The sequence below is a fragment of the Ruegeria sp. AH3 genome, assembly GCF_056536265.1.
Window position 1 is genome coordinate 1 of sequence record NZ_JBQFJL010000002.1, and the last position, 12,412, is coordinate 12,412.

Genomic DNA, 12,412 nt, shown 5'->3' on the forward strand with positions numbered 1-12,412 from the left:
AGAACCGTAACCGAAGTGGTGCGATGCGTGATCGGGCGCCCGGTCGTCGGGTCGATGATGTGGGAATAGCGAACGCCATCCTGTTCGAAGAAATTCTTGTAATCGCCCGAGGTCGCCATGCCGAGATTATCCAGAGATACGATCAACTGAATGGCCTGAGCACTTTCCGGCTTTTCGATCCGCCAGGCCTCACCCTTGTCATTCTCGCCCATGGCCACAAGATCGCCTCCGATCTCGACCATGTAATTCTCGATCCCCGCTTCGCGAATCCGGGCGGCAACCGCATCAATCCCGTAGCCCTTGGCGATGGCAGACAAGTTAATCCCTACACCCGGTTCAGACTTGGCCAGCGTCCCCGACGCCCGATCCAGAGTCAGCAGGCGCGCCTGACCAACCTGATCCAGAGCGGCGTTGATTTCAGCATCTGCAGGTACCGGATCCTCGGGCTTGCGCGGACCAAAACCCCAGAGTTCGATCAACGGGCCGAGGGTGACGTCAAAAGTGCCTTCGGATTTGGCATGAACCTCGTTGGCGGCCTCCACGACCAGCGCGAATTCATCAGAAACCGGCATAGGATCCGTGCTGGCTGAGGCGGAAAAGGTCGAAACCTCGGAGTTTGGGTCCCAATTGGACATTTGCGCATTGACCTGCGCCAGCGTCTCTTGCACCGCCTCGCCAAGCGCCGCTTCGTCCAGATCGTCACCGATTGCGGTGATGTTGAACGTCGTTCCCATCGTCTCACCCGACAGCGAAACTACATCAGGTTCGGTATCGAACAGGCAGCCGGTCACAAAAAGCAGCGAAGCCAGAGCAATCAGATGGCGCATCGGGCGATCTCCTGGAAAATCCGTGCCCGGCGTATGCCAGTGGCCATGCGCAGAGTCAAACCGGCTTCATATCTTGAGCGGCAGAAAGGCCAGCATAAAAAGCCCGATTGCCGCCGGGACGCCGAACACCCACGCACGCCTCTGCCAGCCGGGGAGTTGCTGCTTCCAGGCCATGCGAAAATTGTGTCCGCAGACAACTACAAAAAAGAAGATCAACGCGGCTATGGGCGGGGTCAGGTACAGTTCGCTCACGTGATCGAATTTCCTTGTAAAGTGGCCGGGTTACGCCGGTCTGCAAATTTGCACCCTATACAGCGGCTGCCCCTTCGTTAAGGTGGACAGAACAGAGATATCCCAAGACAGAGGAGACCGCCCATGGCCCCAAGCTCTTACCAGCCCCCTACACGTGGCGACAAGGCCGCGTCGACAACCCGCAGTCAGTCGGTTGAAACCAACCTGTCACAGACCCATTCGACGGTTGCGAAACTGCTGGAAGGCAAGGGGATGCAGTATTTGCGGTGCGCCCGAACGACACGATACATTCGGTTGTCGATATCCTGCGCGACAAACATATCGGTGCCGTGGTTGTAACGGACCAGAACGGCGCACTGCAGGGCATTTTGTCTGAACGTGACATCGTACGCCGTATGGCCGAGACACCGGGTCAGACATTGCCGCAATCGGTGTCTGATCTGATGACGACCGAGGTCAAAACCTGCGCCCCGAAGATCTTCTGAACGATGTGCTGAAAACCATGACCGAAGGACGGTTCCGCCACATGCCGGTGCTAACCGATGGCAACCTGCGCGGCGTTATTACCATCGGAGACGTGGTGCATTTCCGCCTGAAAGAGCTGGAGTACGAAGCGCTCAAGATGAAGCAGATGATCGTCGGCTAAAGGCTCAGGCCAAGCTACATACGATCCCTGAGCGGTTGGTCGAAATGAACCGGATGGTCCCATCCGAGATTTCGGCCGCCGTAAGCTGGTTTGTCGCAAACGCGCCCGTATCAATTGAAACGACCCTGCCCCGCACGCATGGCTCATCAATGATTGTGTGCCCGTGAATGACCCACTGTCTGTCCCTGCGCGCCTTCGCGGGGAAATTCGGATGGCCCCACAGGCAGGTCCGAGGCATCTGCGCCTCGACCGGTTTTGTTGGGTCCATTGCCGCGTGAACCGCGGTAATATTGCCGGAGGTCCAGTGCAGCGGGCGTTCCCGCAGCCACTCCAACAAGGGCTCACCCATCGCGTGTCTCAACTTCTCGGCCTTAGTTTCCGGCCCCAGATCAAGCGTGCTGGTCAGACCGAACGAGGCCAGCGTCTGCGTTCCTCCGTTATGCATCCAAACGCGTTCAAACTTGGCCGGGTTGTCGAGAAAGCTCAGCAACATCTCTTCGTGATTGCCCTTCAGGCAGATCGCCCTGCCGTGGCGGCTGGTGCTGAGATGACGCAAATGGCGCAAGACCTGGCGCTGTAATCGCCCCGATCAACATAGTCGCCCAAAAAAACCACCGGAACGGCATCGTCCAGCGCGGCCAGAAGTCTCTGCAAAAGATCAAGCCTGCCATGGATATCGCCAACCGCATAAAACCGGCCCTCAGGGGCCAGTGTCGACAGGTCAGTCCCCTGCGTCTGCACCGATTCCGGGCGCAGAAGAATTTTGATCCATCTCGGCAACATCGGCCAGATGCCTAACTCGGTAAGCCGGTTGCAGCAATCGCCAAATCCTGATCCCAATGCCTCTGCCCATCAGAAACCTGAAATATCCGCTTGACGATCCGACGAGGAAAGTATCCCTGAGAGGCAGGTTCCGAACAACGGTGTACGATACATGAAACGGGTTTTGATCACGGGTACGGCAGGTTTTATCGGTTATTATCTGGCCAAACTGCTGCTGTCCGAAGGGTTTCGCGTACATGGCTATGACGGAATGACGGATTATTACGATGTCAGCCTCAAGCATCGCGGCATCAGATGTTGCTGCAAAACCCGAATTTCACCGCAACCGAAGCCCTGCTGGAAGATCACGAAAAGCTGATGCAAATCGCTGATGAGTTCCAGCCCGAGATCATCGTACATCTCGCAGCGCAAGCAGGCGTGCGCTACAGCCTGGAAAACCCACGCAGCTACATCGACTCGAACGTTGTGGGTACGTTCAACGTGATGGAGGTCGCCCGACTGCATAAGGTCGACCACCTGCTGATGGCCTCGACCTCTTCGGTTTATGGGGCAAATGAGGAGATGCCGTTCACCGAGGTTGAAAAAGCCGATCATCAGCTGACGATCTACGCCGCCACCAAGAAGGCAAACGAGGCGATGGCGCATTCCTATGCGCACCTTTGGGACCTTCCGACGACCATGTTCAGATTCTTCACGGTCTACGGGCCTTGGGGACGCCCCGATCTTGCGCTTTTCAAATTCGTGGATGCGATCCTCGATGGTCGTCCGATCGACATCTACAATCACGGGGATATGTATCGCGATTTCACCAATGTCGAAGACCTCGTGCGTGGTATCCGGCTACTGATCGACGTGCCCCCCGTGCGCCCCTCGGACCGCGATGAGATCGAAGAAGGAGACAGCCTGTCCCCCGTCGCACCGCATCGTGTGGTGAATATCGGGAACGGCGATAAAGTGCGTCTGATGGATTTCATCGAAGCCATCGAAGACGCGATTGGCCAGAAAGCCATCCGGAATTACATGCCCATGCAAATGGGCGATGTGCCGGCGACTTGGGCTGATAGCGCATTGCTGCAACGCCTGACCGGATATCGTCCGCAGACCGACTTCAAGGACGGCGTTGCGCAATTCGTCAAGTGGTTCCGAGAATATTACGGGAAATGATCTGAGTGACCGGCATGTTTGAAACCGACCCGAATGCCCGCAAGATTGCTGTGATCGGCCTCGGCTATGTCGGCCTGCCGCTGGCAGTGGCTTTCGGCAGGATCGGGCCAGTGCTGGGGTTCGACATCAATGCCGAGCGGATTGCCGCGCTTCGTGCCGGAGAAGATACGACGCTTGAAGTTGAACCTGCTGAGCTGAGCGCGGCAGATGGATTGACCTTCACCACCGACGCGGCGGATCTGGCCACATGTGATACCTTCATCGTGACGGTCCCCACGCCGATTACTGCGGGCAAACAGCCTGATCTTGCCCCATTGCTCAGCGCATCTGAAACGGTTGGCGCAGTGCTAAAGCCCGGCGATCTAGTGATTTACGAATCCACCGTTTACCCCGGCGCCACCGAAGATGATTGCGTGCCGGTGCTGGAACAGGTCTCGGGCCTGACATTCAATCGCGATTTCTTTGCGGGGTACAGTCCAGAACGGATTAACCCCGGTGACAAAACTCATCGGATCGCCGATATCTGCAAAGTCACCTCTGGCTCCACACCCGAGGTCGCGGATCTGGTCGATACCCTTTACGCGCGGATCATCACCGCCGGGACCCACAAAGCCGAGAGCATTCGCGTCGCCGAGGCCGCAAAGGTCATCGAGAACACGCAGCGTGATCTGAACATCGCGCTGGTGAACGAATTGGCGATGATCTTTGGTCGTCTGGGGATCGACACCGACGCCGTGCTGCGCGCGGCGGGCACCAAATGGAATTTCCTGCCCTTCCGACCCGGACTGGTCGGCGGGCATTGCATCGGCGTCGACCCCTACTACCTGACCCACAGGGCCGAAGCCGTTGGTCATCACCCTCAAATCATACTGGCAGGGCGGCGCCTGAACGATGGCATGGGCAGTTATGTCGTTTCACAACTCGTCAAACGGATGACCCGCGAAGGCATCAATGTCAGCGCGGCGCGCGTATTGGTGTTGGGGCTAACCTTCAAGGAAAACTGCCCCGATCTGCGCAACACCCGAGTGATCGATATCGTGACCGAATTGCAGGACTACGGCGTTGCAGTGGATGTGCATGATCCGCATGCCGACCCGCAATCAGCGTTCGATGAATACGGTATATCGCTGATCGATAAGGCCCATTCCGGAACGTATGACGGCATCGTGGTGGCCGTTGCGCATCGCGAATACCTGGCGCTCGATCCAAGCGAAATTCGAAGATATGGCAAAGACCAAAGCGTTTTGTTCGACGTCAAATCCTGCTTGCCGATAGAGGCAAGCGATCTGCGTTTGTAATCCTTCACCGTAGCCGAGAAGAAAAAACCGCGCCTGAAGCGCCGGTTTTTTGGTATCACCCGCCGAAATCGTCGAGCATGATATCTTCGCGGTCCACGCCCAAATCCAGCAGCATGTTGATGACCGACTGGTTCATGATTGGCGGGCCACACATATAGTATTCGCAATCTTCCGGCGCGGGGTGGTTCTTCAGGTATTCCTCGAACAGCACGTTGTGGATAAAGCCGGTATAACCTTTCCAGTCATCCTCGGGCTGGGCATCCGACAAGGCGACGTGCCATTCGAAATTGTCGAACTCTTTGGCCAGAGTGTCGAAATCCTCGACAAAGAACATCTCTTTTTTCGAGCGCGCACCGTACCAGAAGCTGATCTTGCGGTTGCGGTTTTCAAGGCGCTTGAGCTGATCGAAGATGTGGCTGCGCATCGGGGCCATACCGGCACCACCACCGATGAAGACCATCTCTTTCTCGGTCTCGCGAGCAAAGAACTCGCCAAACGGGCCCGAGATTGTGACCATATCGCCCGGTTTCAGGTTAAAGATATACGACGACATCTGACCCGGCGGGATACCTTCGGACCCCGGAGGGGGTGAAGCCACGCGGACGTTCAGCATGATCATGCCCTTCTCGTCCGGGTAGTTGGCCATCGAATAGGCGCGCTCAATCGGTTCGGCGACGACGGATTTGTACTGCCACAGATTGAAACGATCCCAGTCTTCCCGATACTCTTCTTCAACATCGAAATCGGTATAGGCCAACTGGTGCGCAGGCGCTTCGATCTGGATATAACCACCGGCGCGGAAGTTCACATCTTCGCCTTCAGGCAGATCCAGCGTCAGAGCCTTGATGAAGGTCGCCACATTCTCGTTCGAGCGAACGGTGCATTCCCATTTCTTGACGCCGAAGACCTCTTCGGGAACTTCAATGTCCATGTCCTGCTTGACCGCAACCTGACAGGATAGCCGGTCACCGCACGACGCTTCGCGTTTGGTGATATGGCTTTCTTCGGTCGGCAGGATCGATCCACCGCCGGAATGCACGCGCACGCGACATTGTGCACATGTACCGCCACCGCCGCAGGCGGAGGGCACGAACAATTTCTCTGCTGCCAACGTTTGCAGCAGCTTGCCACCCGCCGGGACCGAAATGGTTTTCTCACCATTAATGGTAATGTTCACGTTGCCAGTCGATACCAGCTTAGACCGCGCCGCCATGATGATGGCCACCAAGGCCAGAACGATGACGGTAAAAGGGCGACGCCTAGGGGGTCTCCATTCCGCCCTCCTTACAGTTTCACGCCGGAGAAGGACATGAAGGCCATCGCCATCAGTCCAGCGGTGATGAAGGTAATGCCAAGACCCTGCAGACCATCGGGAATATCAGAGTACTTCAGCTTTTCCCGAACACCCGCCATCGCGGTGATCGCCAACGCCCAACCAAAGCCGGAAGACAGACCGTAAGTCGCCGCCTCGGCAAAGTTGTAGTCGCGCTCGACCATGAACAACGAACCGCCGAGGATGGCGCAGTTCACCGTGATAAGCGGCAGGAAGATCCCCAGCGCGTTGTAGAGCGGCGGGAAATACTTATCGAGCACCATCTCTAGGATCTGAACCATCGCCGCAATCACGCCGATATACGAAATCAGGCCAAGGAAGGTCAGGTCCACATCCGGGAACCCGGCCCATGCCAACGCGCCCGGTTTAAGAAGATAGTTCAGCAGCAGGTTGTTAGCAGGCACGGTGATGGCCTGCACGACCATGACCGAAATCCCCAGACCCAGCGCGGTCGAGATCTTCTTCGACACGGCGATGAAGGTACACATCCCCAGAAAGAAGCTCAGCGCAAGGTTTTCGACAAAGATGGCCTTTACGGCCAGTGAAATCAGACCTTCCATCAGTGGGCCTCTACCTGCTGGATTTTGTATTCACGCTCTTCCACCTGGTTCGGCTTCCATGTGCGGAAGGCCCAGATGATCAGACCGATGATGAAGAACGCCGATGGGGGCAGCAGCAGCATGCCGTTGGGCACGTACCAGCCACCATTGTTGACGGTCTCCAGAATGGTGACACCGAACAACGACCCGGCCCCGAACAGCTCACGAATGAAGCCGACCAGCAGCAGGATCAGGCCATAGCCCATTCCGTTACCCATACCGTCGATGAAAGACGCGACCGGGGGGTTCTTCATCGCAAAGGCCTCGGCGCGGCCCATCACGATGCAGTTGGTGATGATCAGGCCGACGAAGACCGACAGTGTTTTGGAAATTTCAAATGCATAGGCCTTGAGGATCTGGTCTACTAGGATCACCAAAGACGCGATGATCACCATCTGCACGATGATCCGGATCGAACCCGGGATCTGATTGCGCAGGCATGAGATGAAGAAGGACGAGAACGAGGTCACGAAGATCACCGCCAGCGCCATCACCATCGATACCTGCAGTGACGAGGTCACCGCCAGCGCCGAACAGATGCCCAGCACCTGCAGCGTGATCGGGTTGTTGTCGACAAGCGGGTCGACCAGCATCTCTTTCTTGGTCTGAGACATCAGAGCTCTCCTGCTTGCAGTTTGGCCAGGAACGGGGCGTAGCCCGCGTCGCCCATCCAGAATTTCACCAGGTTATCGACACCGACCGAGGTCAGCGTGGCGCCTGCCAGCGCGTCGACATAGAAATCAGGACCTGCTGCGGGTTGCGACTTGGCAACGGTAATCTGCAGATCACCTGCATCGTCACGCAGCTTCTTGCCGTTCCACAGCGCTTTCCAGCGTGGGTTGTCCACTTCGGCACCCAGACCGGGTGTCTCGCCGTGCTGATAGAACTGAAGGCCAAAGATATCGTTGCCATTGTTTTCCAGCGCGATGAAGCCATAGAGCGTAGACCACAGGCCATAACCGTGAAGCGGCAGGATTACCTTGTCCAGCGCGCCTGCGTCATCACGCAAAAGATAGATCACGCGGTATTTAGACTTGCGTCCGATCCCTGCCGGGTCATCATCCAGAGCGACGCTCAGTTCTGGATCGCTGGCAGCGGCGATATCATCGAAGGTGGTCGGGTCGAACTGATCGTCTACGAAATCACCGGTAGACAGTTCCAGTACATGCGGTTCAAAGGCGGCGAATGCCTCGGTCACGTCAATGCCCGGTTCGTAGATGCCGGCGACCTGCAGAACGTTGACCTGTTTATCCTTCAGTCGGTTGACTTCCTGCACCGGGCGCAGGCTGACCGCAGCGGCGGACACGACCATCGAGGCAACAAGGCAGACGGCTACGGCAATAAAGATCGTCTTGCCAACCGAGTCCGGCGAAGCCGCTAGAAATTTGGCGATCGCGCCTTTGGGTTCGTTGGATTGCGTATCAGACATGGCGACGCGCCCTCCGTTTGATGTTGGCCTGGACGACGAAATAGTCGATCAGCGGCGCAAAAACGTTTCCGAACAAGATTGCCAGCATCATACCCTCGGGGAAAGCCGGATTGATGACGCGGATCATCACAACCATGATACCGATCAGCGCGCCATAGATGTAGCGGCCCATGTTGGTGTGGCTGGCCGAGACGGGCTCGGTTACCATGAACGCCAAGCCGAAGGCATAGCCCCAAGAACGATGTGCCAGTACCAGGGCATCGCGAACATCGGGTTGGTGTCCGATCCGATCAGGTTCAGCAGCAGCGTGAAGCCGATCGTACCTGCCAGACAGCCCACGATCAGGCGATAATTGGCAATCTTGGTCGTCAGCAGGAAGGCCAGACCGATCATACAAGCCAGCGTCGATGTCTCACCAAAGCTGCCGGATTTGCCCGAAGAAGGCGTTGGCCCGGTGATCCCATCAGCCGCCAGCGCCTGAACGCCCTCAGCCGCAGTAATGCCCAACGCGGTCGCGCCGGAGAAGCCATCAACCGGGGTCCAGACCGAATCTCCCGACATTTGTGCGGGATAGGCGAAGTACAGGAACGCACGCCCCACCAGAGCTGGGTTCAGGAAGTTTTTACCTGTGCCGCCAAACACTTCCTTGCCGATCACGACACCGAATATGATCCCCAATGCAACCTGCCACAAAGGCGCGGTCGCAGGCATAATCAGTGTGTAAAGCATTGAAGTAACAAGGAAACCTTCGTTCACCTCATGGCCCCTTACGGTGGCGAAGATGACCTCGAAGATACCGCCTGCCACCAACGTGGTGATGTAAATCGGTAAGAAATACATCAATCCATGCATCACATTGGCGAATATGCTGTCAGGGTTCAGCGAGATCCCGAACATCTGCAGGATCGCAATCCGCCAGCCGGTCGCTGAATCTGGTCCCAACGCGGCAATGGCTGAATTCGCCTGATAGCCGGTGTTGTACATCCCCCAAAGGATACAAGGGATCGTAGCGATCACGACATAGGTCATGATCCGCTTCATATCTACGTAAGAGCGCGCATGCGGCGCGACAGTCGTGACGGTTTTCGGAGTGTAGATAAAGCTCTCCACCATCTCATAGATGGGGAAATACTTCTCGTACTTGCCGCCTTTGGTAAAGTTCGGCTCAATCCGATCGAAGAAGCTGCGCAAACCCATGTGGATCAGCCCTCCTTTTCAATCTTGGTGAGGCAGTCGCGCAGCGCCAGCCCGTATTCATATTTTGCCGGGCAGGCAAAGCCCACAAGGCCCAGATCTTCTTCGTCCAACTCCAACGCACCCAGTGCCTGCGCGGTATCGGTATCCATCACCAAGAGCGCGCGCAGCGATTGTGTGGGCAGATAATCCTGCGGCATCAGCTCTTCGAACACGCCCGTCGGCACCATGGCGCGGCGGCCACCGTTCAGGTTCGAGGTGAACGCATAGAGCTTCTTGGCAAAGGCCGAGCCCAAAACAGGCTGTACCGAGTATTTGGACGGCATCGGACGATCCAACCCATCGGGATTTGATCATGGTCTTCACGAATAATGCTGATCTGTCGCGCGAAACGGCCGAGATAGGCTGTCGGCCCTTCAGCATGCCGCCCGGACAAGATCGAACCCGAGATAATCCTCGCGGTACCGTCGACAGATACTTCGTCTCGGGTCAGGTCATCGGTCGATGCGCCCATCACGGTGCGGATCAGGCGCGGTTGACGTGCCCCCGGCCCTGCCAGCGCAATCACGATATTCTGGTCCAGATGACCGGTCTGCATCAGGCGACCAATCGCGATCACGTCCTGATAGCCAACGGTCCAAACCTGCTTGTCCCCGGCCAGTGGCTCGAGGAAATGAATGTGCGTTCCCACCAGACCCGAGGGTGCGGCCCGGAAAACGCAGCAGCTTCAACGCCCGGTAAATCTGCTCCGGGAACCGATGCTCCCTCTTGCTGGCACAGATAAGTCGTGCCTTCAGTCAGCTTTGAGACGGCTGCGAGACCTTCTGCAAACGCTTCACCGGCATCTGAAATGATCAATGCCGCATCGCCTGCCAGCGGATCACTATCCATCGCGGTCACGAAAATCGCAGCGGGCTTGGTGCCCGGCTCAGGCATCTTCGAATAGGGGCGTGTGCGGAAAGACGTCCACAGCCCGGCGGCGCACAGCTTGGCCGCGACACCTTCGGCGGTCTCGGAGTCTCCGATGCCCGAGAAATCCACGCCACCATCATTGGCATCAGAGACCTCGATCACGACACTCTGCAATATTCGGCGCGCCCCGCGATTGATCGCCACGACCTTGCCGGTCAGCGGCGCAACCATCATCGCATCAGGCGCATCCTTATGACAGAATAGCGGAGTGCCACGTTGGACCGCATCGCCCTCTTGCACCAGCATTTTGGGCTTGAGACCGATATAGTCTCCTCCCAGAACCGCGACCGACGAGAACTCGGGCCCCGGCTGGATTTTCTGTTCGGGCGCGCCCTCAACCGGCAGGTTTAGCCCTTTTGAGTTTGAAAGTCTGCATGTCGCTCTGTTCTTCCAAGCCTTCTTCCCTGCGCCCCGAAATCCGGGCTGTTGCTTTGGTATGTCCGCACCCGGCAATGGGGCGCGATGCGTTGACACGCATCCAAGACACCGGTCGCGCGCGCAGGCGCAACTTCAATCCACGCTCCTTTACGCAAGCGTGGCTCGAAACGCAAACCTGTTACCGCTGAAACTGGCATGCAGGCACCACTTTCGTTGGAATTGCGTCAAAATGCCAGCGAATTGCGTCGCGGAATTTGCCAGTCGCGTCCGCAGATCATCCGGTGTAAGCATCCGAGATGGAAAATACTGAAGATCTCGAGATATTTCTTGTCGCCACACCGGGCCTCGAAGCCCCCTTATGCGCCGAAGCTCGTGAACGCGGCTTTGCCGGCGCACGCATCACCCCCGGAGGCGTGACATGCCGCGGTGACTGGCCCGAGGTCTGGCGCGCAATCTGCAGCTGCGTGGGGCAGGTTCTGGTTCGCCTGGGCAGTTTCCCAGCGGTTCATCTGGCGCAGCTGGACAAACGAGCGCGCAAGTTTCCATGGGCAGAACATTTTCGCCCGAACGTACCGATCAAAGTCGAAGCCACCAGTCGGAAATCCCGCATCTATCACGCGGGCGCAGCGCGTCAGCGTGTCGAGAGGGCGATATCCGAAACGCTGGGCGCTCCGATCTCAACCGAAGCTCCCATAAGGGTTCTGCTGCGATCGAAAAGGATATCTGCACATTTTCAGTCGACAGTTCAGGCGAGCCACTGCATAAGCGCGGCCATAAACCCGCCGTTGCAAAAGCCCCAATGCGCGAAACCATGGCCGCAATGTTCTTGCGCGAATGCGGGTTTGACGGATCCGAACCGGTTCTAGACCCCATGTGCGGATCTGGCACCTTCCCGATTGAAGCGGCTGAGATTGCTCTCGGCCTGAATCCCGGTCGGACCCGCACCTTTGCGTTCGAATATCTGGCATCATTTGACCGGAATACCTGGCAGGATCTGCGACAAAATCCGGCAGCACCCGCACTGGAGTCGATCTATTTCGGCTCTGATCGCAATGCAGGTGCCATTGAGGCCGCAACTACCAACGCAGATCGCGCCGGTGTCTCCAATGTCACCCGTTTTCAACACCGCTCGATCAGCGACATCAAACCACCTGAAGGACCTGAAGGCCTCGTGATCGTGAATCCTCCTTACGGGGCCAGAATTGGCGATGAAAAGCGACTGCGCTCGCTTTATGGCACATTGGGAAAGGTATTAATGAGCCGCTTCCTAGGCTGGCGCGTCGGCATCGTTACCACAACCCCGGGACTTGCACGCGCCACCCGCCTTCCGATGTTGCCACCGGGACCGATCGTTGACCATGGCGGCACCAAAATTCGCCTATATCGTACTGATCCGCTGACTTAACGTCGTAGAGAAACCTACTGTTATCGACATTGTTTAGTCTCTGTTTCGCACCAAATGGTCCTTTCCAACCGCAGTGGTTCGCTTCCATAAGACCGGGGGTGCGTAATACAGCCCCGACCGAGGAAGAAGCGC

General features: G+C 57.2%; 9 protein-coding genes and 5 pseudogenes. 4 read left to right on the forward strand and 10 right to left on the reverse strand.

Annotated elements, in window-relative coordinates; genetic code table 11:
• The coding region (locus ACR3EM_RS17595; RefSeq protein ID WP_480471950.1) for an FAD:protein FMN transferase at positions 1-827 on the reverse strand (827 nt) is incomplete at its 3' end.
• A 66-nt stretch (positions 828-893) separates the two neighbouring features.
• Positions 894-1,079 carry a hypothetical protein gene (locus ACR3EM_RS17600; RefSeq protein ID WP_480471951.1) on the reverse strand — a complete coding sequence of 62 codons (186 nt, stop codon included), beginning with the start codon at positions 1,077-1,079 and terminating at the stop codon, positions 894-896.
• Positions 1,080-1,202: 123 nt separating this feature from the next.
• On the opposite strand from ACR3EM_RS17600, the pseudogene ACR3EM_RS17605 reads away from it, so the two are divergent.
• Positions 1,203-1,725 (forward strand): annotated as a pseudogene (locus ACR3EM_RS17605) (CBS domain-containing protein).
• A gap of 4 nt (positions 1,726-1,729) precedes the next feature.
• Here the strand turns inward: ACR3EM_RS17605 and ACR3EM_RS17610 are convergent.
• Positions 1,730-2,281: a metallophosphoesterase family protein gene (locus ACR3EM_RS17610; protein ID WP_480471952.1), complete on the reverse strand. Its 552-nt coding sequence runs from the start codon at positions 2,279-2,281 to the stop codon at positions 1,730-1,732.
• Positions 2,236-2,508 carry a metallophosphoesterase gene (locus ACR3EM_RS17615; protein ID WP_480471953.1) on the reverse strand — a complete coding sequence of 91 codons (273 nt, stop codon included), beginning with the start codon at positions 2,506-2,508 and terminating at the stop codon, positions 2,236-2,238. The genes ACR3EM_RS17610 and ACR3EM_RS17615 overlap by 46 nt, the downstream gene beginning before the upstream one ends.
• A 151-nt stretch (positions 2,509-2,659) precedes the next feature.
• On the opposite strand from ACR3EM_RS17615, the pseudogene ACR3EM_RS17620 reads away from it, so the two are divergent.
• Both ACR3EM_RS17620 and tviB read left to right on the forward strand, forming a co-directional pair.
• Positions 2,660-3,672 (forward strand): annotated as a pseudogene (locus ACR3EM_RS17620) (GDP-mannose 4,6-dehydratase).
• A gap of 14 nt (positions 3,673-3,686) precedes the next feature.
• Complete coding sequence (gene tviB, locus ACR3EM_RS17625; protein WP_480471954.1) at positions 3,687-4,970, forward strand: Vi polysaccharide biosynthesis UDP-N-acetylglucosamine C-6 dehydrogenase TviB; 1,284 nt, start codon at positions 3,687-3,689, stop codon at positions 4,968-4,970.
• A gap of 55 nt (positions 4,971-5,025) precedes the next feature.
• Here tviB and nqrF read toward each other — a convergent pair whose 3' ends face one another.
• The 6 genes and pseudogenes from nqrF to ACR3EM_RS17655 all read right to left on the reverse strand — a co-directional run bounded on the left by nqrF (position 5,026) and on the right by ACR3EM_RS17655 (position 10,873).
• Positions 5,026-6,210, reverse strand: a complete 1,185-nt coding sequence (nqrF, locus tag ACR3EM_RS17630) for an NADH:ubiquinone reductase (Na(+)-transporting) subunit F (RefSeq protein WP_480472886.1) — start codon at positions 6,208-6,210, stop codon at positions 5,026-5,028.
• A 44-nt stretch (positions 6,211-6,254) separates the two neighbouring features.
• A complete protein-coding gene (gene nqrE, locus ACR3EM_RS17635) occupies positions 6,255-6,863 on the reverse strand; it encodes an NADH:ubiquinone reductase (Na(+)-transporting) subunit E (protein WP_050603817.1) in 609 nt (202 codons plus the stop codon).
• On the reverse strand, positions 6,863-7,516 hold the full coding sequence (locus ACR3EM_RS17640; RefSeq protein ID WP_152460184.1) for an NADH:ubiquinone reductase (Na(+)-transporting) subunit D: 654 nt from the start codon (positions 7,514-7,516) through the stop codon (positions 6,863-6,865). Before ACR3EM_RS17640 ends, nqrE begins: the two co-directional genes overlap by 1 nt.
• The gene (locus tag ACR3EM_RS17645) at positions 7,516-8,331 is read right to left on the reverse strand and encodes a Na(+)-translocating NADH-quinone reductase subunit C (RefSeq protein ID WP_480471955.1); all 816 of its coding nucleotides are present in this window, start codon (positions 8,329-8,331) and stop codon (positions 7,516-7,518) included. The genes ACR3EM_RS17640 and ACR3EM_RS17645 overlap by 1 nt, the downstream gene beginning before the upstream one ends.
• Positions 8,324-9,528 (reverse strand): annotated as a pseudogene (locus tag ACR3EM_RS17650) (NADH:ubiquinone reductase (Na(+)-transporting) subunit B). The gene ACR3EM_RS17645 and the pseudogene ACR3EM_RS17650 overlap by 8 nt, the downstream one beginning before the upstream one ends.
• 5 nt (positions 9,529-9,533) lie before the next feature.
• Positions 9,534-10,873 (reverse strand): annotated as a pseudogene (locus tag ACR3EM_RS17655) (Na(+)-translocating NADH-quinone reductase subunit A).
• A 298-nt stretch (positions 10,874-11,171) separates the two neighbouring features.
• Between ACR3EM_RS17655 and ACR3EM_RS17660 the strand changes: the two are divergent.
• Positions 11,172-12,280: pseudogene (locus ACR3EM_RS17660) on the forward strand (THUMP domain-containing class I SAM-dependent RNA methyltransferase).
• The last annotated feature ends 132 nt before the right edge of the window (positions 12,281-12,412 follow it).

Coding starts and splice junctions, on each gene's coding strand:
- ACR3EM_RS17615 (WP_480471953.1), bottom strand. CDS start 2,508: ATGTTGCCGAGATGGATCAAAATTCTTCTGCGCCCGGAATCGGTGCAG.
- tviB (WP_480471954.1), top strand. CDS start 3,687: ATGTTTGAAACCGACCCGAATGCCCGCAAGATTGCTGTGATCGGCCTC.
- ACR3EM_RS17645 (WP_480471955.1), bottom strand. CDS start 8,331: ATGTCTGATACGCAATCCAACGAACCCAAAGGCGCGATCGCCAAATTT.
- nqrE (WP_050603817.1), bottom strand. CDS start 6,863: ATGGAAGGTCTGATTTCACTGGCCGTAAAGGCCATCTTTGTCGAAAAC.
- ACR3EM_RS17640 (WP_152460184.1), bottom strand. CDS start 7,516: ATGTCTCAGACCAAGAAAGAGATGCTGGTCGACCCGCTTGTCGACAAC.